General features: G+C 65.2%; 18 protein-coding genes. 11 read left to right on the top strand and 7 right to left on the bottom strand.

Annotated features, from left to right (window positions below; all coding sequences use genetic code 11):
- Position 1 precedes the first annotated feature (1 nt).
- Both KI611_RS20340 and KI611_RS20335 read left to right on the top strand, forming a co-directional pair.
- Positions 2 to 646 (top strand): thiol:disulfide interchange protein DsbA/DsbL, encoded by a 645-nt coding sequence (locus tag KI611_RS20340; protein WP_226417466.1) that lies wholly within the window; start codon positions 2 to 4, stop codon positions 644 to 646.
- Positions 647 to 1,432, top strand: coding sequence for an SDR family oxidoreductase (locus tag KI611_RS20335; RefSeq protein WP_226417465.1), 786 nt, complete (start codon positions 647 to 649; stop codon positions 1,430 to 1,432).
- Between the two features lie 20 nt (positions 1,433 to 1,452).
- On the opposite strand, the gene KI611_RS20330 is transcribed toward KI611_RS20335, so the two are convergent.
- On the bottom strand, positions 1,453 to 3,066 hold the full coding sequence (locus KI611_RS20330) for a DUF342 domain-containing protein (RefSeq protein ID WP_226417464.1): 1,614 nt from the start codon (positions 3,064 to 3,066) through the stop codon (positions 1,453 to 1,455).
- A 167-nt stretch (positions 3,067 to 3,233) separates the two neighbouring features.
- Here KI611_RS20330 and thiS point away from each other — a divergent pair, with 167 nt between their 5' ends.
- The 6 genes from thiS (at position 3,234) to KI611_RS20300 (ending at position 7,142) form a co-directional block, all read left to right on the top strand.
- Complete coding sequence (gene thiS, locus KI611_RS20325; protein ID WP_226417463.1) at positions 3,234 to 3,437, top strand: sulfur carrier protein ThiS; 204 nt, start codon at positions 3,234 to 3,236, stop codon at positions 3,435 to 3,437.
- A gap of 97 nt (positions 3,438 to 3,534) precedes the next feature.
- Positions 3,535 to 4,317: a thiazole synthase gene (locus KI611_RS20320; protein ID WP_226417462.1), complete on the top strand. Its 783-nt coding sequence runs from the start codon at positions 3,535 to 3,537 to the stop codon at positions 4,315 to 4,317.
- Complete coding sequence (gene trmB / locus KI611_RS20315; protein ID WP_226417461.1) at positions 4,314 to 5,048, top strand: tRNA (guanosine(46)-N7)-methyltransferase TrmB; 735 nt, start codon at positions 4,314 to 4,316, stop codon at positions 5,046 to 5,048. Before KI611_RS20320 ends, trmB begins: the two co-directional genes overlap by 4 nt.
- Before the next feature lie 64 nt (positions 5,049 to 5,112).
- Positions 5,113 to 5,721: a c-type cytochrome gene (locus KI611_RS20310; protein ID WP_226417460.1), complete on the top strand. Its 609-nt coding sequence runs from the start codon at positions 5,113 to 5,115 to the stop codon at positions 5,719 to 5,721.
- A gap of 123 nt (positions 5,722 to 5,844) precedes the next feature.
- Complete coding sequence (locus KI611_RS20305) at positions 5,845 to 6,762, top strand: recombination-associated protein RdgC (RefSeq protein ID WP_226417459.1); 918 nt, start codon at positions 5,845 to 5,847, stop codon at positions 6,760 to 6,762.
- Positions 6,759 to 7,142, top strand: coding sequence for a YchJ family protein (locus KI611_RS20300; protein ID WP_226417458.1), 384 nt, complete (start codon positions 6,759 to 6,761; stop codon positions 7,140 to 7,142). Before KI611_RS20305 ends, KI611_RS20300 begins: the two co-directional genes overlap by 4 nt.
- A 24-nt stretch (positions 7,143 to 7,166) precedes the next feature.
- Here KI611_RS20300 and KI611_RS20295 read toward each other — a convergent pair whose 3' ends face one another.
- Entirely contained in the window at positions 7,167 to 10,217 is a 3,051-nt protein-coding gene (locus tag KI611_RS20295; RefSeq protein WP_226417457.1) for a PAS domain S-box protein, read from the bottom strand.
- 200 nt (positions 10,218 to 10,417) lie between these two features.
- Between KI611_RS20295 and KI611_RS20290 the strand changes: the two genes are divergently transcribed.
- From KI611_RS20290 to KI611_RS20280, 3 genes are all read left to right on the top strand, one after another.
- Complete coding sequence (locus KI611_RS20290) at positions 10,418 to 11,788, top strand: sigma-54-dependent transcriptional regulator (protein WP_226417456.1); 1,371 nt, start codon at positions 10,418 to 10,420, stop codon at positions 11,786 to 11,788.
- 43 nt (positions 11,789 to 11,831) lie between these two features.
- On the top strand, positions 11,832 to 13,838 hold the full coding sequence (locus KI611_RS20285) for a cache domain-containing protein (protein ID WP_226417455.1): 2,007 nt from the start codon (positions 11,832 to 11,834) through the stop codon (positions 13,836 to 13,838).
- A gap of 70 nt (positions 13,839 to 13,908) precedes the next feature.
- A complete protein-coding gene (locus KI611_RS20280) occupies positions 13,909 to 14,316 on the top strand; it encodes a YidB family protein (protein ID WP_226417454.1) in 408 nt (135 codons plus the stop codon).
- Between the two features lie 175 nt (positions 14,317 to 14,491).
- On the opposite strand, the gene hemW is transcribed toward KI611_RS20280, so the two are convergent.
- The 5 genes from hemW to KI611_RS20255 are packed head-to-tail and all read right to left on the bottom strand — an operon-like array spanning position 14,492 to position 18,882.
- The gene (gene hemW, locus KI611_RS20275; protein WP_226417453.1) at positions 14,492 to 15,706 is read right to left on the bottom strand and encodes a radical SAM family heme chaperone HemW; all 1,215 of its coding nucleotides are present in this window, start codon (positions 15,704 to 15,706) and stop codon (positions 14,492 to 14,494) included.
- Between the two features lie 4 nt (positions 15,707 to 15,710).
- Complete coding sequence (rdgB, locus tag KI611_RS20270; RefSeq protein WP_226417452.1) at positions 15,711 to 16,298, bottom strand: RdgB/HAM1 family non-canonical purine NTP pyrophosphatase; 588 nt, start codon at positions 16,296 to 16,298, stop codon at positions 15,711 to 15,713.
- A complete protein-coding gene (gene rph / locus KI611_RS20265) occupies positions 16,295 to 17,011 on the bottom strand; it encodes a ribonuclease PH (RefSeq protein WP_226417451.1) in 717 nt (238 codons plus the stop codon). Before rph ends, rdgB begins: the two co-directional genes overlap by 4 nt.
- Before the next feature lie 9 nt (positions 17,012 to 17,020).
- Positions 17,021 to 17,938: a PP2C family protein-serine/threonine phosphatase gene (locus KI611_RS20260; RefSeq protein WP_226417450.1), complete on the bottom strand. Its 918-nt coding sequence runs from the start codon at positions 17,936 to 17,938 to the stop codon at positions 17,021 to 17,023.
- Entirely contained in the window at positions 17,935 to 18,882 is a 948-nt protein-coding gene (locus tag KI611_RS20255; protein WP_226417449.1) for a serine/threonine protein kinase, read from the bottom strand. Before KI611_RS20255 ends, KI611_RS20260 begins: the two co-directional genes overlap by 4 nt.
- Positions 18,883 to 18,890: the final 8 nt, after the last annotated feature.

Raw genomic sequence — 18,890 nt, 5'->3', positions numbered from 1 at the left:
CATGAAGTTTCCCCGCCGCAGTTTTATCTCCGCCATTCTTGCCCTTGGCGCCTCATTGACCGTCGCCATGCCGGCTGTAGCCCAGAGCGTCGGCAAGGATTACACGCTGATTTCGCCGGTCCAGCCGACCGACGATGCGGCCAAGATCGAAGTCCTCGAATTCTTCAGCTACGGCTGCCCGCATTGCAGCGACTTCAACCCGCTGGTCACGGCCTGGGCGGCCAAGCTGCCGGGCGACGTGGTGTTCAAGAAAGTGCCGGTGACCTTTGGTCGCGGCGCCTGGGCCAATATCGCCAAGCTCTATTTCACGCTGGAAATCACCGGTGATCTGGCCCGCCTCGAAGCCGATGTTTTCAAGGCGATCCATCAGGACCGGGTCAATCTGTTCGAAGAGCGCACGCTGGTCGAGTGGGTGAGCAAGCGCGGCGTCGATGCCAAGAAGTTTACCGAGACATTCAGCTCCTTCGGCGTGATGAGCAAGGTCAAGCGCGCCGATCAGCAGGCCCAGGCCTTCAAGATCCAGGGCGTCCCGGCCCTGGCCATCGACGGCAAGTTCATGGTCGGCGGCAAGGATTTCGCCGACCAGCTGGCCATTGCCGACAAGCTGGTTGCCAAGGCGCGCAGCGAGAAGTCCGGCAAGAAGTAATTGGCTCTGAAGGTTTTCATCACAGGCGCCTCGTCGGGTATCGGCGAGGCGCTTGCCGTTTACTACGCGGCACAGGGCGCGACGCTCGGTCTGGCAGCGCGCCGGGGCGACCGGCTCGACCAGTTGAATCAACGGCTCGGCGGGCAACACGCCTGCTACGCGCTGGATGTCAGCGATGCGCCGGCCGTGCACGCGGCGGCGACCGACTTTGTCGGGCGGTTCGGCGCGCCGGACATCATCATTGCCAGCGCCGGGGTGTCGGCCGGGACGCTGACCGAGTACGAGGCCGATCTGGAAGTCTTCCGGCGCGTGATGGACATCAATGTGTTCGGCCTGGCGGCGACCTTTGCCCCGTTCATCCCGGCCCTCAAAGCGGCGGGCGGTGCACCGCGCCTGGTGGGCATCGCGTCGGTCGCCGGCATCCGCGGCCTGCCGGGGGCGGAGGCCTATTCGGCCTCGAAAGCGGCGGCCATCGCCTACCTGGAAAGCCTGCGTCTGGAAATGCGGCCCTACGGCATCCAGGTCGTGACCATCGCGCCCGGCTACATCGAAACGCCGATGACCGCGCTCAATCCCTACAAAATGCCGTTCTTAATGCCGCCGCAACAGGCGGCCGAGCGCTTTGCCGCAGCCATCGCGCGCGGCACGAGCTATACGGTGATTCCGTGGCAGATGGGTATCGTCGCCAAAGTGCTGCGCGCCCTGCCCAACTGGCTTTACGACCGGCTGTTCGTCAAGGCGCCGCGCAAGCCGCGCGGCCTGGATCTCGGCGGCCCGGCCAACTAGGCGCGGCGCAGTGCCCCGGCTTACAGCGGACCAAACACGCCTTCCTCGTTGAGCCCGACGGTGCATGGTCCGTGCTCGTGGGTCGTGCGGTAGTGGTAGCGGCCGAGATGGATGTCGCTGCCCTCGTGCAGCGCCTGTTCGGCGATCACGCGGGCGTGCTGCGACAGTTCGATCTTCTGCTCCATGGCGGTGCACGCTTCGTTCAGTTCGCCGATTTCCAGGGCCAGGGCCATGGCCGTCGCCCGGGCCTTGTTGACCACCTCGGGGGCCAGCTTGCCGGGATTCTTTCCGGCAAAGGTCAGCAGTTTGCCGAGTTCGCCGAGTTGGGTGTTGCGCTCGTCGCGTTTATGCAGCAGGGCCTGTTGCTGGGCGCGCATCTGCGGATTGGCGCCGATTTCGAGGCGGGTGTGGCCCTGGTTCGGCGAGCCGATGACCTTGGCGGTGATCGACAGCATCGCCTTGGCCGAACCGCCGATGATGTGGCCGCGCTGCTTGTGGCCGACGGTGATGTGGTTGAGCGCCGACAGTTCGCACTGCAAGGCCATGTCGTCGATGAAAATGCTGTCGCCGGCTTCAATCACCGCCTGTTGGGCATAGGTGGCATTGAAGCTGCCGCCGCAGCGGACGTGGTGGGTGCCGCTGCCGGCATGGACCAGCGAGCCGATGACGCCACCCTTGACGACGATGTTGCCGCCGGCTTCCAGCGTGGCCAGGTCGACGACACCGCCGATTTCGATGTCGCCGCTGGCGCAGACCGTCATCCCGGCATCGACGTCGCCACTGATCACCACATTGCCGTCGAAATTGATGTTGCCGCTGGCCGAGCCGACCTGCTTGATCTTGTAGATCGGCTCGACGGCCATGCCGTTCTTGACGACGACCGGCTGACCGGTAATCGCGGCGAGCAGCAGGTCGTCGTCGCCGACGGCGAAATCGGTGCCCGGCAACTTGCTGGCGAACTTGACGACCTTGCCCGGCTTGGCCGGGATCGTCTGGCCGAGCAAGGTCCGGCCGTCGACGCCGGGCGTCGGCGGGTGGCGGCGCATCAGCGCGTCGCCGGGATGGACCACCTGAATGTCGCCGAGATCGTGATAGTCAATATGGCCGTTCAGGTCTTCATGCGGCTGCCGGTCGCGGGCTTGCGGAATCAGTGCTTCCAGTCGGCCATGGGCGCCATCTTCGGCCGGCGTGCCACGTGCGACGACCTCGCCACTGGCGCTGCCGGCGGCGACCACGGCAGCGATGGCGGTGTCGAGCAGGCCCGAGGTCACGCCTTCGGCGGCCAGTGCGGCAACGACGGCGGCGCGCGTCACGGCGTTGCCGCCTTGCGCTGCGCCGATGTCGACGCGGGCTTCGAGGCCGTTGGCCGTGATGGCGACCCGCAGCGTGGCATCGAGCGCTTCGGCCAGCTTCAGTTCGGCTGTTTCGCCGGAATTGTATTTGCCGAGCAAGGCGGTGGCGGCCTCCGGCAGGTAGTGCAGGGCGCCATACCCCTGTTCGGCCAGTTGCTCGCGGAGCCAGGGTTCGTCGATCGGTTCCGCATCGGCTTCAGGGGCGATGCTGGCGATCAGCGTCCGGCTTGCCGGGTCGAAGCGTAAAGCGAGACCTTGGCCACGGGTTTTCTGGCTATCCAATGCGTGCCTCGCTGGTTGTACGGTATCAGGCATCTTAGCTTTCGCCCGGTCCCCGGGCAATACCGGAGATCCGCTCGTAGTCAGGTTGGCCAGCGACCCGGCGCGGAATCGGCGAGCGGCGATATTTCCCTGGTTCGGCAGATGGTCGCGCTTGGTAGAATAAGCGGATGCTCGAACTCAAGATCAATGGCGAAGTCCGCCAGTTCCCAGAAGCCCTTACCGTTGCCGGCCTGATCGGTCAGCTCGGTTACGCCGGCCAGCGGATTGCCGTCGAACGTAACGGCGAAATCGTCCCGAAGAGCCAGCACGGCTCGACCGCCCTGGTCACCGGCGACCAACTCGAAATCGTCGTCGCCGTGGGGGGCGGCTAGGATCGAGGATTCAGGATCGAGGATCGCGTGGTCCTCCTTCGCTTCTCCCTCCTGCGCTCTTACTAACCGCTAACTCCTAACCACTGGATCCTAACGAATGCATCAACTGACCATCGCCGGCAAGGCGTACCGTTCCCGTTTGCTGGTTGGTACCGGCAAGTACAAGGATTTCACCGAAACGCGGGCGGCGCTCGATGCTTCCGGTGCCGAGATCGTCACCGTCGCCGTCCGCCGCGTCAATATCGGCCAGGAGGCCGGGCAGCCCAACCTGCTCGACGCCGTGCCGCCGGCGCAGTTCACCATCCTGCCGAATACCGCCGGCTGCTATACGGCCGACGACGCGGTACGCACGCTGCGCCTGGCGCGCGAACTGCTCGACGGGCATCCGCTGTGCAAGCTCGAGGTTCTCGGCGACCCGACCAACCTCTTCCCGAACATGCCGGAAACCCTGAAAGCCGCGGCAACGCTGGTCAAGGACGGTTTCCAGGTGATGGTTTACTGCGCCGACGATCCGATCCAGGCCAAGATGCTCGAGGAAATCGGCTGCGTCGCGGTGATGCCGCTCGCTTCGCTGATCGGCTCCGGCATGGGCATCGTCAATCCGTGGAACCTGCGCCTGATCATCGACAACGCCAAGGTGCCGATCATCGTCGATGCCGGCGTCGGCACCGCCTCCGATGCGGCGATCGCGATGGAACTCGGCTGCGACGGCGTGTTGATGAATACCGCCATCGCCCACGCCAAGAACCCGGTACTCATGGCCAGCGCCATGAAAAAAGGCGTCGAAGCAGGCCGCGAGGCTTTCCTGGCGGGCCGTATGGCGCGCAAATACTACTCGGCCGACCCTTCGTCGCCGACTTCCGGACTGATCGGCTCATGAGCGATACCCCCCTGATTCAACCGAGCGTCGCCGAAGGCGACGGGACCTATACCGAAGGCCGCGAAGGCTACGGCCACATCAAGAGTTTCGTCCGGCGGGCCGGCCGGATGTCGGCGGCGCAGGAAAATTACTACGCCGAGATGATGCCGAAAATCGGCCTGGTCTATGCGCCGCAGCCGATCGACCTGGCCGTGGTTTACGGCCGGAACAACCCGAAAATCCTCGAAATCGGCACCGGCATGGGCGAAACCACGGCCAAGATCGCCGATGCCAATCGCGACAACGACTATCTCGGCGTCGAAGTGCACGTGCCGGGCGTCGGCGCGCTGTGCAAGCAGATTGCCGAGCGCCAGCTGAGCAACCTGCGCATCTGCCAGCATGACGCGGTCGAAGTGGTCCGCGACATGCTGCCGGAAGGCTCGCTCGACGGCGTCCATGTCTTTTTTCCGGACCCCTGGCACAAGGCCCGCCACAACAAGCGCCGGCTGATCCAGCCGCCCTTCGTCGCGCTGCTCGCCTCGCGCCTCAAGCCGGGTGGCTATTTCCACTGCGCCACCGACTGGGAAGAGTACGCCCACCAGATGCTGGAAGTGCTCGCGGCCGAACCGACGCTGGCCAATTCGGCCGACGGCTTTGCGCCGCGCCCCGAGTATCGACCGCTGACCAAGTTCGAGAATCGCGGCCTGCGTCTCGGACATGGGGTCTGGGACGTGATTTTCCGCAAAAAGTAAGCAAGCGGCCGAGGCGGTTTGCGTAAAATGCCGCTTGATATCGATCAATAAAACAGGGGTAATCATGAAGTTCAAACAAATGTTTTTTGTGCCGTTCGCCACGCTGCTGCTCGCCTCGACCGTGGCGCAAGCCGCTGAACGGAGCGGCAAGGAAGTGGTCGATTCGGTCTGCGTGGCCTGTCACGCGACCGGCAAGGACGGCGCGCCGAAGATCGGCGATCAGGCCGCCTGGGCGCAGCGCGCCGCCAAGGGTCTGGACAAGCTGACGAGCAACGCCATTGCCGGTGTCCGCAACATGCCGGCGCACGGCGGCCAGGCCGCGCTGACCGATATCGAAATGAGCCGTGCCGTCGGCTACATGGTGAGCGGCGGCCAGGCGGCCGATACGAACAAGGCCTACAGTTCGCCGAAAACCCGTTCCGGCCAGCTGGTGGTCGAGGAGCGCTGCCAGGACTGCCACGCCAGCGGCAAGAACGGCGCCCCGAAACTGGGTGATATGGCGGCCTGGAAACCGCGTCTGGCCAACGGCGTCGCGCCGCTCGTCAAGTCGGCGATCGGCGGCCACAAGGGCATGCCGGCGCGCGGTGGCTTGGACAATCTGAGCGACGCCGAAGTGCGTGCGGCGGTCGAATTCATGGTTGGCCAGACCGGCGGAGCCGGCACCAAGAAATAAATTTTTCCGCGCTCCTTTTCGGGGCCGGTAGCGAACCTCTGCCAGCGACTGTTTGCCGATGGTGGAGGTTTCTGTTTTTCACTGCCGTATTTTGCGGCGCATTCCCATTCAGAGTATTTCGCCATGTGGTTCAAAAATCTTCAGCTTTACCGTCTGCCGACGCCGTGGAACATCGATCTTGCCAAGTTCGAGGAACAACTGGCGCGCGCCCCGTTCGTCAAATGCCCGAGCAATCAACCGATGAGTCGCGGCTGGGTTTCGCCGCGCCAGGATGGCGCGCTGGTCTACTCGTCAAACCAGCAGTGGCTGGTGGCGTTGGCCGTCGAGCAGCGCCTGCTGCCGTCGTCGGTGGTCAATGAGGAAGTCAAGGAGCGGGCCGAGGCGATCGAAGCCCAGCAGGGCTACGCGCCCGGCCGCAAGCAGTTGAAGGAACTGCGCGAGCGGGTCACCGAAGAACTGATGCCGCGCGCCTTTACCCGCCGGCGCAAGACCTTCGTCTGGATCGATCCGCAAAACGGCTGGTTCTGCGTCGATGCCGGCAGCCCGGGCAAGGCCGAGGAAGTCATCGAGCACCTGCGGCACTGCCTCGACGAATTCCCGCTGACCATGTTGCATACCCAGATTTCGCCGCAGACGGCGATGGCCGACTGGCTGGCCGGCGGCGATGCACCGGCCGGCTTTACCATCGACCGCGATTGCGAACTGAAGGCGGCCGGCGAGGAAAAGGCGGCGGTCCGCTATGTTCGCCACGCGCTCGACGGCGACGAGATCAGCGGCGAGATCAAGGCCCACCTGGCCAGCGGCAAATTGCCGACGCGCCTGGCGCTGACCTGGGATAACCGGATTTCCTTCGTCCTGTCGGAAAAGCTGGAAGTCAAACGCCTGGCCTTCCTCGACCTGCTCAAGGAAGAGGCGGAAAAGAGCGCCGAACGGGCCGACGAGCAATTCGATGCCGATTTCGCGCTGATGACCGGCGAATTCGTCCGCTTCCTGCCGCAATTGGTCGAGGCGCTCGGCGGCGAAGTCGTCGAAACGCCGTGAGCGCCTGTCCCTGCGGCAGCGGCAAGCCCTACGCCGGCTGCTGCGGTGGACTGCACGCCGGAACCATCGATGCGCCGAGCGCCGAGGCGCTGATGCGCTCGCGCTACAGTGCCTACGTGCTCGGCCTGGAGCCTTATCTGCTGGCCACCTGGCATGCCTCGACCCGGCCCGCCGCGCTGGGCCTGGCCGAGGAAAGCGCTACCAAGTGGCTGGGCCTGGAGATCAAAGGGCGGCAGATGCTGGACGCCAGCCACGCCACCGTCGAGTTCGTTGCCCGCTACCGGGTCGCCGGGCGCGGCCACCGGCTGCACGAAATCAGCAATTTCATCCGTGAGGCCGGGCGTTGGTTCTACGTCGACGGCGACGTGCGCAGCCAATAGGCTGGCTCGGCCCGCCGCCCCGCTTCAAACCGGCGGCGGGTTTTGCGCCGGCCGGTGGCGCTGCAGCACTTGGCGCAGCTCCTGTTGATCGATCGGTTTGGCGATATGGCCGACCATGCCGGCCGCCCGGCATTTTTCCCGCTCTTCCGCGAAGGCATGCGCCGTCTGGGCAATGATCGGCAAACCGGGGGCGAGCGCGAGGATCTGGCGCGCCGCTTCATAGCCATCGATGCCCGGCATCTGGATGTCCATCAGGACGATATCGTAGGCCGCAGGTCCATCCTGGCGGACCCGTTCAACCGCCGCCAGGCCATCGCCGGCCAGCGTTACCCGGGCGCCATCCAGCGTCAGGTTTTCTTCGAGTATCGCCTGGTTGGCACTGTCGTCGTCGACGACCAGAATCGAAAGGCCGGCCAGTGAGCCGGGTGCAGCATCCGGCTGGTCGGCCGGGGGCACGGCGAGCCGCCCGGAGGGGATGTAGGGCAGGCGAAATTCTACCGTGGTGCCGATGCCGGGCTCGCTGATCACCTGAATGTCGCCACCCATCAAATCGAGTATCTGTTTGCTGATCGCCAGGCCGAGACCGGTACCGCCATAACGGCGGGTCGATGACGCATCGGCCTGTTGAAAAGGATTGAACAGCATGGCCAGCTGTTCCCCGCTCATGCCGATGCCGGTGTCGGTGACCCGGAACACCAGTTGTTCGTCCTGGCGGGAGAGCGATAGCGTGACACTTCCGGCGGGGGTGAACTTGACCGCGTTGGAGAGCACGTTGAGTAGGACCTGGCCGATGCGCAACGGATCGCCGATGCACAGTCCGGGAAGGTCGGCGGCCAGCCGGACCCGCAGCTCGAGCTGTTTGGCCTGGGCCTGGTCGCGCACCAGGTCGAGCGCATGGCTGACGATCTCGGCCGGTACCAGGTCGATTTGTTCGATGTTCAGCTTGCCCGCATCGAGCTTCGAGAAGTCGAGGATGTCGTTGATCACGCCGAGCAGGCGCTTGCCGGAGGTGCGGATCTTGGCAAAGGCATCGCGTGCCTTGTCGCTGTTGTCGTAGTGGCGATAGCCGATATCGGCGAAGCCGAGCACGCCATTGAGCGGGGTACGGATCTCGTGACTCATGTTGGCCAGGAACTCGCGCCTTATCCTGGCCAGGCTCTCGGCGGCAAGCAACGCCCGTTCGCGGGCCTGGGCCGCCGCCCGCTGCTCGCTGACATCGACGAAACTGGTTACCGCGCCGATGATTTCACCGTTGCGCAGCATCGGGTGGGTAGCGTACATCACCGGTACGGCGTGGCCATCGGCATGCCAGTACACCTCGTTGTCGACGCGCACCTGCTGACCCAGTTTGAGCGCCCGCAGGCCGGGGCATTCCGCTGCCGGATAGGGCGAGCCATCGGCCCGGCTGTGGTGGAACAGCGGATGGACCGGCCGGCCGATGACCTGCTCGGCCCGGTAGCCGAGCATGGCGCAAGCTGCCGGGTTGATGAAGGTGATGATGCCGTTGCGGTCGCTGCCGTACAGCCCGTCGGCGCTGGAGTCGAGAATGTGGCTGGCCCGCGCCTCGGTTTCCATCAGCGCGCTGGTCCGTTGCTGGACCAGTTCCTCGAGATGGCGGCGGTGCTGTTGTAGTTCGGCTTCGCTGCGCTTGCGCTCGCTGATGTCGCGGAACACATTGACGGCACCGCTGACCCGGCCGTCGAGTTCGACGGCGGCGACCGTGAATTCGACGGGGAAGCAACTGCCATCCTTGCGCCAGTACAGGTCGTCGTTGACTTGCCGGCGGGCTCCGTCGAGCAGGGTTCTGGAAACGTCACAATCGGCATGTGCGTAGGGGCTGCCGTCGGCCCTGTGATGGTGGGTTGCGGCGTGCAGATCCAGCCCGACACCTTCGTCGGCAGCCCAGCCCAGCATCTTGCGAGCCGCCGGGTTCACGAAGACGACCTTGCCCGCCAGATCGACGCCGCAGATGCCTTCGCCGGCCGAGGCGAGAATCAACTCGCTCTGCCGCTGGGCCTCCTCTGCGAGCCGCTTGGTCTGTTCGAGTTGGGCGGAATATTCGGCTTCCTGGCTGAGCAGGGCGGCATGATCCGCCTCGCGCCGTTGCCAGCCGCGGTAGAGCAAGAGCGCCGCGAACAACGAGGTAACGAAGAAGATGGCGGCCAGCGCGATAATGTTCCGCGCGTCCTTGCGCGATTCGGCGAGGTAATCCTCGTCGGCCAGGCCGACCACCAGGTAAAGCGGATAGGAATTTATCCGGCGGAAATGGTAGGCGCGGGAAATGCCGTCGACGCCCGAGCGGGTGTGATAAGTGGCCGTTTGCGGCGGCGACTCGAGCAGGGCATGCAACTCGGCGGAGGGCGTCGTCGCTCCTGCCGAAGCACCGCGGGCATCGTCCCTGGCGTAGCGGGCGATCAGATTGGTGTGGTCCCACAGGCCGATATTTCCCTTGGGCCCCAGGTCGATCTTGGCGAACAAGTTGATGAACTGATCGATCGTCACGGCGACGTGGACATCGCCGGCGAAAGAGCCGTCCGGGTTGTCGATGCGCCGCCCCAGGGTGATCAGCTGCTGCTGGGCGGCTCGCCCCATCAGCGGTTGGGAGAAGACCAGGCCGGCTGCCGGATCGTCGCGCAGACGGATGAATTGGGGGCGGTCGGCGATGCTCGCATTGGCCACCCGGATGCCTTTCGCGCCGTGCCGGATGATCCCGTCGGCGTCCACCACGCGCAGGCCGAGCGCCTCGGGAATATGGGCATCCTGCTGGGCGAGGAAGGCGGCCAGCGCATTGTCGTCGATCCCGCCGTTGGCCATCTGACGGGTCACCTCATCTCTGACCGAGAGCAGGGTGATGTCGATCTTGCCGATGAAGCCGACCAGCGCTTCATCGAGAACCTTGGCGTAGTTTTCGGTCAGGGTTATCGCCTGGATCTCTTCGCGTTCGCGCCGTTGCTCGATGACCAGCGCAACCATGACGACCACGAACAGATTGATCAGCAGGGTGCCGATCGCTAGCGATCGAACGAAGCGACGACGGCTAAGGATCGATCGGTCCAGGCTTGCAACGGCGTTCATGCTTCCCCCCAATCAGAATGTCACCATCATTCTTGTTTTCGATATTGCCGTAGACCTTCACTATGACAGGGATTGCAGCCCGGCGCCACGGCTGCGCCGGCATTTTGCGGGGGAGCGGATCGGCCTCTCATTTGTTTGCGGTTGGCGGTTGCTTCGCTGGCTGCGCTTTGCGATGATCCGGGGAATATCTTGGAGGAACGATGGATACGAAGCTCGCGCCGGTGATTGAAGTGCCATGGAAGCAATACTCGCTGCTGGTGGTCGATGACGAACCGGGCATGCGCAGTTTTCTGCAGCGCGCCTTGACGCCGCGCTGTGGCGTGGTCGATGCCGCCGACAGCATCGAGCAGGCCGAGCCGATGCTGCGCCGGCGTCTCTACGATCTGATCGTGCTCGATATTGCGCTGCCCGGGCGCTCCGGTATCGACTGGCTGCACCAGTTGCGCGACGAGGGTTATGCCGGCGAGGTGGTGATGATGACCGCCTATGCCGACCTCGACACGGCGATCGATGCGATGCGCGCCGGAGCGGCCGATTTCCTGCTCAAGCCGTTCTCGCTGGCCCAGGTGCTGAATGCCATCCAGCGCTGCTTCGAGCGTTCGACGCTGGTCCGCGAGAACTTCGTGCTGCGCCGCGAAGTCAGCGAACGCTCGGCCGATATCGAAGGCATGATCGGCTCCTCGGACGCCATGACGGAAGTCTGCGAGCGGCTGAAACGCATCGCACCGACCCCGGCCACCGTGCTGCTCACCGGCGAATCCGGCACCGGCAAGGAAGTCGCGGCGCGCGCCCTGCACCGGATGAGCAATCGGGCGAATGGCCCGTTCGTGCCGGTCAACTGCGCGGCGATTGCCGCCGAGTTGATCGAATCGGAGCTGTTCGGCCACGTCAAGGGCGCCTACACCGGCGCCCAGCACAGCCGCGAGGGCCTGTTCTACTACGCCCGGGGCGGCACGCTGTTCCTCGACGAGATCGCCGAAATGCCGCCGGCCGCCCAGGCCAAGCTGCTGCGCGTGCTGGAAGAGCGGCGCATCCGGCCGGTCGGTTCGGAGCAGGAAATCCCGGTCGACGTGCGGGTCATCGCGGCGACCAATCGCGACCTGAAAGTCGAGGTCGCCGCCCAGCGTTTCCGCCAGGATCTCTATTACCGCCTGCAGGTGGTCGAAGTCACGCTGCCGCCGCTGCGCGAGCGGCCGGAAGATCTGCCGTTGCTGGTCGAGCATTTCATCAGCCAGCTGGCGCCTTATCTCGACGTGCCGCGGCTGGCGCTCGACGGCCGGACGCTGGCCCGGATGGCGGCCTATGACTGGCCGGGCAATGTGCGCGAACTGAAGAATTTCGTCGAGCGCTCGCTGATTCTCGGCTGGTTCGATCTCGGCCCGGAACCGAAGGCGAGCAGCGCGCCGGCCGGGGCCATCAACGAAACGCTGGAGGCGGTCGAAAAACGCCACATTCTCGCCGTGCTCGCCGCCTGCGAAGGCAACAAGTCGGAAGCCGGCCGCCGCCTCGGGGTGTCGCGCAAGACGCTGGACCGCAAATGCCAGGCCTGGGGCCTGGCCGAAATGCATTGAGCGCGCCGTCCAATCGCCGCTCCGGCCGATGCCCGGCAGCCTGATGACGCCGCCGAGCCGGCGGTCGATTCGCGTTCGCCTGCTGCTCCTCGCCCTGCTGCCGCTCGGCATCGTGCTGCCCTTGCTGGTTGCCGTGCTGGCCATCTGGGGCGGCGATTACCTCGACCGGCTGCTGATCACCAAGGTGCAGGCCGATCTGGCCGTCGCCCATGGCTATTACGAGCGGGTCGCCGCCGGCGTCGGTCGCTCGGTCGAAGGGCTGGCCGGCTCGGCGCGCCTGGCCGGCGCCTTGCAGCGCCCGGGCGGCCAGCGCGAAGCGGCGGTCGGCGGCGTGCTGGACGATGTGCGGCGCGGCCAGAAGCTCGATTTCCTGCATTTTTTCGACATCGAACGCAGCGCCGCCGAAGCGCCGACCTGGCCGGTGATCAAGGCGGCCCTGGCCGGTACGGCGGGCACCGATACCGAGCTCTTTTCCGCCGCCCAGCTGGCGGCGATCGACCCGGAACTGCCGGCCAGGGCCTTGACCCCGCTGCTGGCGACGGTCAATGCCAAAGCCGACAGCCGGCAGGTCGAAGATCGCGGCCTGGTCATTCACAGCGCCGCACCGGTACACGCCGTCGACGGCCGGCTGCTCGGCGTGCTGGCCGGCGGGGTGCTGCTCAACAAGAATCTGGCGTTCATCGACCGTCTGAACGAGATCGTCTATCCCGAAGGCGCCTTGCCCTTCGGCAGCGCCGGCACGGCGACGTTGTTTCTCGGTGACGTCCGGGTGGCGACCAATGTCCGTCTGTTCGAAGGCGGCCGGGCGATCGGCACGCGCGTCTCGGCCGCCGTGCATCAGGCGGTGCTCAACGAGGGGCGTACCTGGCTGGACCGCGCCTTCGTCGTCCGGGATTGGTACGTCTCGGCCTACGAGCCGCTGAGCAATGAGCGGGGCGAGCGCATCGGCATGCTCTATGTCGGCTTTCTCGATGGCCCCTTCGCGCAGGCACGGCACCAGGCCTTTGCCGTCGTCGTCGGGCTGTTCGCGCTGGCCATGGGCGTGGCCGGCGTCTTCGCGGTGCTCTGGGCGCGGCGCGTCTTCAAGCCGATCGAGCGGATGCATGCGACCATGCACGCCATCGAGCAGGGCGATGCCGATGCCCGGGTCGGCGCGGTGGCCAGCCAGGACGAGCTGGCCGTCGTCGCCGAGCATTTCGACCGGCTGCTTGACCGTCTGCAGGCGCAGACCCGGTCGCTGAAGCGTTGGGGCCAGTCGCTCGATGCCAAGGTGGCCGAGCGGACGGCCGAGCTGGTGCAGGCGGTGGCCGATCTGAAGGCGGCCCAGTCGCAACTGGTGATGAACGAAAAACTGGCGGCGATCGGCCAGCTGACCGCCGGCGTCGCCCATGAAATCAACAATCCGGTAGCTGTCATTCTCGGCAATCTCGACGTCCTGCGCGATATTCTCGGCCCGGCGGCCGAGCCGGTGGCGCCGGAGATCCGGCTGATCCACGAGCAGGTGCACCGGATCCGGCTGATCGTCGCCAAGCTGCTGCAATTCGCCCGGCCGCAGGACTACGTCGGCTATCTCGAACCGGTCGCCCTGACGCCGCTGGTCCAGGATAGCCTGGTGCTGGTCGGCCACCTGCTGAAGAAGGGCAATATCGCGATCAAGCAGCATTTCGAATCGACCCGGCACGTGCTGTGCAATCGCAACGAACTGCAGCAGGTGCTGATCAACCTGCTGGTCAATGCCATCCAGGCCATGCCGGACGGCGGTGTACTGACGCTGGCGGCCGAGGACTGGGACGAGGCCGACATGCCGGTCGGCCTCAAGCTGGTCGTCGCCGATACCGGACCCGGCCTGACCCCGCCCGAGCGCGAGCGCCTGTTCCAGCCGTTCTACACCGCCAAGAAGCCGGATGGCACCGGGCTCGGCCTGTGGGTCAGCCTCTCGCTGATCGAGCGTTACGGCGGCCGGATCAGCGTGGACAGCGAGCCTGGCCACGGTTCGCGGTTCACCGTCTGGCTACGCTTCGAGCCGTTGGCGTTGGAGCGTATCGGCTAGCAAAATTTCACATCCGCTTTCACATTGGTGGACTAGGGTGAAGGAATCTCAATTCCTTGCGGAGAACATCATGGGACTTCTCGATTCGGTAGTTGGTGCGCTGGCCGGTGGCCCGTCGGGTGGCAACAATGCGCTGCTCGAAACGGTGATGAAGCTGATCAACAACCCGCAAACCGGCGGCCTGGCCGGCTTGATCCAGTCCTTTCAGCAGGGCGGCTTGGGGGATGTCGTCAATTCCTGGGTGTCGACCGGCGCCAATCAGCCGGTTTCGCCCGAGCAGATCCAGAATGTACTCGGCAACTCACAGCTGCAAGGCCTGGCTGCCCAACTCGGCGTCAGTCCGGAGCAGGCTTCGGGCAATCTGGCCGAGTTGTTGCCGCAACTGGTCGACAAGCTGACGCCAAATGGCCAGGTGCCACAGGGCGACGATCTGATGGCGCAAGGCCTCGATCTGCTGAAGGGCAAGCTGTTCGGCTGATGGCCTTTGGTCATGCGGCACTATGCCGCATTCGCCGATCCGAATTATGCGTTTAGCATTGATTCCGGTCCTGCTTCAACGCGGGATCGCCCTGAAGCCTGTTGTTTTCGGCCCCGCACTTACCAGTCGGGGCCGTTTTTTATGTCGGTTGCCACCTGATGGTCGACCGCTGAACTCAGCTTTCCAGGAAGCGTTCGAGCAGCACGTTGAGGAAGCGCCGGCCCTTCAGCGTCGGCGCGATTTTCTCCGGGCTGACCTCGAGCAGGCCTGCCGCTTCGGCGGCGCGCAGTTGCGGCAGGATGCGTTGTAGCGGCTGCGCCGTGCGTGCTTCGAACAGCGCCGGGTGAAAGCCATCGGCCAGGCGCAGCGCGTTCATCATGAATTCGAAGGGCAGGCTGGCCGCCTCGACTTGGCTTTCTTCCTGCACCGGTTGGCCGCGGCCGATGTTCTCGAGGTAGGCCTTCGGGTGTTTCCAGCGCATCTGGCGCAGGACGCGGTCGTGCAGCGTCAGCTTGGAATGCGCCCCGGCGCCGATCCCCAGGTAATCGCCGAAATACCAGTAATTCAGGTTGTGCCGGCACTGCTTGTCGGGTCGGGCGAACGCCGAGGTTTCGTAATTGCTGAAGCCGGCCGCGGCCAGTCGCGCCTCGATGGCTTCCTGCATGTCGGCACACAGGTCGTTTTCCGGCAGTTCCGGCGGGAAGGCGGCGAAGCGGGTGTTCGGCTCGAGGGTCAGCTGGTAGCAGGAGAGGTGCGCCGGGGCAAACTCCAATGCGCTGTCGACGTCGCTGAGCGCCTGTTCCAGCGTCTGGCCGGGCAGGCCGTACATCAGGTCGAGATTGAACGAAGGAAAATGTTCGCCGGCCAGCTGCGCGGCGCGCTTTGCCTCGGCGGCGCCATGGATGCGGCCGAGGGCTTGCAGGTGCGCGTCGTTGAAACTCTGGATGCCGAGTGACAGCCGGTTGACGCCGGCCGCCCGGAAGCCGGCGAACTTCGCCGCTTCGACCGTGCCGGGGTTGGCTTCGAGCGTGATTTCGGCCTCCGGTGCCAGCATGGCCAGCGCCCGGAAGGCGCCGATCAGCTCGTCGATGGCCGCCGGCGACAGCAGGCTGGGCGTCCCGCCGCCGAAGAAGACGCTGACCACCGGCCGGCCCCAGATCAGCGGCAGGGCGGCTTGCAGGTCGGCGATCAGGGCGGCGACATAGTCGCGCTCGGGAATCGTCTCCGGCGCTTCGTGCGAGTTGAAATCGCAATAGGGGCACTTCTGGACGCACCATGGGACATGGACATAGAGCGCCAGCGGCGGCGAGACGCGGAATTCGAGGGGCGCGGCGCCTGAAGGGCCGGCGGCCGGCCCTTTGTCCGGAAAAATGGGGATGGTGCGGGCCACGGAATTACAGGGTCGGCAGGCGGGCGATCAGCTGCTGCATGGCCAGCCCGCGATGCGACAACTGGTTCTTCACCGTTGCGTCGAGTTCGGCGGCCGTCTGGCAATGCGTCGGCACGTAGAACAGCGGGTCGTAGCCGAAGCCGTCGGCGCCGCGCTGGGCTTCAAGAATGACGCCGTGCCATTGACCTTCGGCGATGATCGGCTGCGGATCGTCGGCGGCCCGGACGAGCACCAGCACGCAGGCGAAATGGGCGCGCCGGTCGGTTTGTCCGGCCAGTTCGGCGAGCAGCTTAGCGTTGTTGCGGGCATCCGATTTCGGCTCGCCGGCATAGCGTGCCGAATAGACGCCGGGCGCCCCGCCGAGGGCGGCGACGCACAGCCCGGAGTCGTCGGCCAGGGCTGGCAGGCCAGACAGCTGCGCGGCATGGCGGGCCTTGGCCAGGGCGTTTTCGACAAAGGTGCAGTGCGGCTCTTCGGCTTCCGGGATGCCGAGTTGCCCCTGGGGAATGACTTCGAAGCCGAGCGGCGCGAGCAGCGCGTTCAGCTCTTTCATCTTCTTGGCGTTGTTCGAGGCGAGGACGAGCTTTTTCATGAAGCGAGGGCGCTCTGCTGGGCGGCGATCAACTGGCGGATGCCGGCTTCGGCGAGGTCGGTCAGGCTGTTCATCTGCAGCCGGGTGAACGGCTCGCCTTCGGCCGTGCCCTGGATTTCGACAATGCCGCCAGAGCCGGTCATGACTATATTCATGTCGGTATCGCAGTTGGAATCTTCCGGGTAGTCGAGGTCGAGCACCGGCGAGCCTTGATAGATGCCGACCGAAACCGCGGCGACATGATCGCGCACCGGATTGGCCGGCAGCTTGCCGGCCTTGACCAGCTTTTCGCAGGCTTCGTACAAGGCGACCCAGGCGCCGGTGATCGAGGCGCAACGGGTGCCGCCATCGGCCTGCAGAACGTCGCAGTCGAGGGTGATCTGGCGTTCGCCGAGTGCCTTCAGGTCGGTGACGGCGCGCAGGCTGCGGCCGATCAGTCGCTGGATTTCCTGGGTGCGGCCGGTCTGCTTGCCCTTGGCCGCTTCGCGGGACGACCGGGTGTGGGTGGCGCGCGGCAGCATGCCGTATTCGGCGGTGACCCAGCCCTGGCCCTTGCCGCGCAGGAAAGGCGGGACGTTTTCCTCGACGCTGGCGTTGCACAGGACGCGGGTATCGCCCATCTCGATCAGCACCGAACCCTCGGCATGACGGGTGAAGTCGCGGGTCAGGCGGACCGTGCGGAGTTGGTCGGGCTGGCGTTGGCTGGGGCGCATGAAATGTCCTTATTTCTTGGGGTTGAATTTGTCGATGGCGGAGCGGATTTCCTCGATCGCCTTTTCGATTTCGTCGTCGGTCAGATCGCTCTTGTAGGCCGGATTGCGGCCGAATTCCTCGAGCCGCGTGGTGACTTCGTCCTGGGTCATGGTTTGGGTCGAGATGGCGCTGCTCGCCTCGTCGACATAGCTTTCTTCCCAGCGCACGGCGACGGCGGACAGGTTGTCGCCATGCGGCCCGCCCTTGGTTTCCGCCTGCGCCAGCAGCAGCGGCAGAGCATGCAGCAGGTTGGCGCCCTTCAGCGCAATGGCCATCAGTTCGCCGGAGGTGACGCCCCACAAGCCATCGGTGCACAGCAGCAGGATATCGCCATGCTCGAGCGGGGTCTTGCGCGAGAACTCGATCTCCGGCGGCGTCGGGCTGCCCAGGCAACTGTAGATCTTGTTGCGGTCCGGGTGCACCGCCGCCTGCGTCTCGGTGATCATGCCTTCGTCGACCATCAGCCGGACGCGCGAGTGATCGCGGGTCTGGGCAATCACCCGCCCGGCCCGCATCAGGAACAGCCGGGAATCGCCGGCGTGCGCCCAGTAGGCGATGTTGTCCTGAACGATGCAGGCGACGCAGGTGGTGCGCGGCGTGTCCTTTAGGTGATGGCGCGCCGTGTAGTCGAGAATGGCATGGTGCGCATTGGTGATGCTCTTCTGCAGGAAGCGGAAGGGATCGGCGAGCAGCGGCCGGGCCTCGCGCTGGAAGGCGTCGGCCAGCGTCTGGATGGCGATCTGCGCGGCGATCTCGCCGTAGTGGTGGCCGCCCATGCCGTCGGCGGCAACCATCAGCAACGCATCGCGCGAGTAACAGTAGGTGGTCCTGTCCTCGTTGTTGGCGCGCCCACCCTGCCGGCTTTCCTGATAGATGGTGAATCTCATTTATTCGGCTTCCTGAGTTTGTCGACGAAGCGGCCGAGCCAGTTGGGATTGATTTTCGGCTCCGGCGGCGTGACGGTTTCGACCAGGGCTTTCTGCAGCGCGAAGACGCTTTGCGGTCGGTAAAGATGGTTGAGGTTCAGGCACCAGTCGATGATCTCCAGCAGGCGATCGGAAAACTGGCCGTCCCAGCGCAGCATCGCCGGCACCAGGGTGTCCTTCTTTAGGCGCTCGTCGGCCGCCTGCGGCGCGCAGCCGGCCAGGCAGGCATACATCGAGGCGCCGACGCTGTAGATGTCGCTCCACGGACCGAGATCCTTGCGTCCGCCGTAGTGTTCCGGCGACGCGAAGCCGGGCGTGTACATCGGCTTGAGCATTGGTTGGTCGGTCGACAAGGTTTGCCGGGCGGCGCCGAAGTCGATCAGCACCGGGGTGTTGTCGGCGCGCAGGTAGATGTTCGACGGCTTCAGGTCGAGGTGCAGCAGCTTGTGCGAATGGACTTCGCGCAGGCCGTTGAGCATGCGGGTGAAAACGCCGCGGATGAAACGCTCGGAAATGTGCCCCTGGTGTTTCTGGATGAACTCCTGCAGCGTGCGCCCGTGCTCGTATTCCATCACCATGTAGACGGTGTCGTTGGAGCGAAAGAAATTCAGCACGCGAATGACGTTCGGGTGCGACAGCCGGGCCAGCGAACGGCCTTCCTCGAAGAAGCACTTCATGCCGTAGCGGAAGGCGCCGAGGTGCTCGCTGGTGATCACCGGCTTGACGTCGCCCTTGCCGCGCAGGGCGAGGCTGTTCGGCAGGTATTCCTTGATGGCGACCTGCCGGCCCTCGGGATCGGTGGCGAGGTACACGATCGAAAAGCCGCCGAGCGAGAGCTGGCGGTCGATGGTGTACTCTTCGAGCGGGTAGCCGTTAGGTAGCGGCTGATTGGCTTGTTGCGCCATTGATCTCG

It is taken from the genome of Dechloromonas denitrificans, assembly GCF_020510685.1.
Taxonomy (GTDB): domain Bacteria; phylum Pseudomonadota; class Gammaproteobacteria; order Burkholderiales; family Rhodocyclaceae; genus Azonexus; species Azonexus denitrificans_A.
This window is presented reverse-complemented; position numbering and strand designations above follow the sequence as displayed.

What these genes read in the sequence shown, in the direction of transcription:
- KI611_RS20340 (WP_226417466.1), top strand. Translation starts at nt 2, where the DNA reads ATGAAGTTTCCCCGCCGCAGTTTTATCTCCGCCATTCTTGCCCTTGGC.
- thiS (WP_226417463.1), top strand. Translation starts at nt 3,234, where the DNA reads ATGCTCGAACTCAAGATCAATGGCGAAGTCCGCCAGTTCCCAGAAGCC.
- KI611_RS20320 (WP_226417462.1), top strand. Translation starts at nt 3,535, where the DNA reads ATGCATCAACTGACCATCGCCGGCAAGGCGTACCGTTCCCGTTTGCTG.
- trmB (WP_226417461.1), top strand. Translation starts at nt 4,314, where the DNA reads ATGAGCGATACCCCCCTGATTCAACCGAGCGTCGCCGAAGGCGACGGG.
- KI611_RS20310 (WP_226417460.1), top strand. Translation starts at nt 5,113, where the DNA reads ATGAAGTTCAAACAAATGTTTTTTGTGCCGTTCGCCACGCTGCTGCTC.
- KI611_RS20305 (WP_226417459.1), top strand. Translation starts at nt 5,845, where the DNA reads ATGTGGTTCAAAAATCTTCAGCTTTACCGTCTGCCGACGCCGTGGAAC.
- KI611_RS20295 (WP_226417457.1), bottom strand. Translation starts at nt 10,217, where the DNA reads ATGAACGCCGTTGCAAGCCTGGACCGATCGATCCTTAGCCGTCGTCGC.
- KI611_RS20290 (WP_226417456.1), top strand. Translation starts at nt 10,418, where the DNA reads ATGGATACGAAGCTCGCGCCGGTGATTGAAGTGCCATGGAAGCAATAC.
- KI611_RS20285 (WP_226417455.1), top strand. Translation starts at nt 11,832, where the DNA reads ATGACGCCGCCGAGCCGGCGGTCGATTCGCGTTCGCCTGCTGCTCCTC.
- KI611_RS20280 (WP_226417454.1), top strand. Translation starts at nt 13,909, where the DNA reads ATGGGACTTCTCGATTCGGTAGTTGGTGCGCTGGCCGGTGGCCCGTCG.
- rdgB (WP_226417452.1), bottom strand. Translation starts at nt 16,298, where the DNA reads ATGAAAAAGCTCGTCCTCGCCTCGAACAACGCCAAGAAGATGAAAGAG.
- rph (WP_226417451.1), bottom strand. Translation starts at nt 17,011, where the DNA reads ATGCGCCCCAGCCAACGCCAGCCCGACCAACTCCGCACGGTCCGCCTG.
- KI611_RS20260 (WP_226417450.1), bottom strand. Translation starts at nt 17,938, where the DNA reads ATGAGATTCACCATCTATCAGGAAAGCCGGCAGGGTGGGCGCGCCAAC.
- KI611_RS20255 (WP_226417449.1), bottom strand. Translation starts at nt 18,882, where the DNA reads ATGGCGCAACAAGCCAATCAGCCGCTACCTAACGGCTACCCGCTCGAA.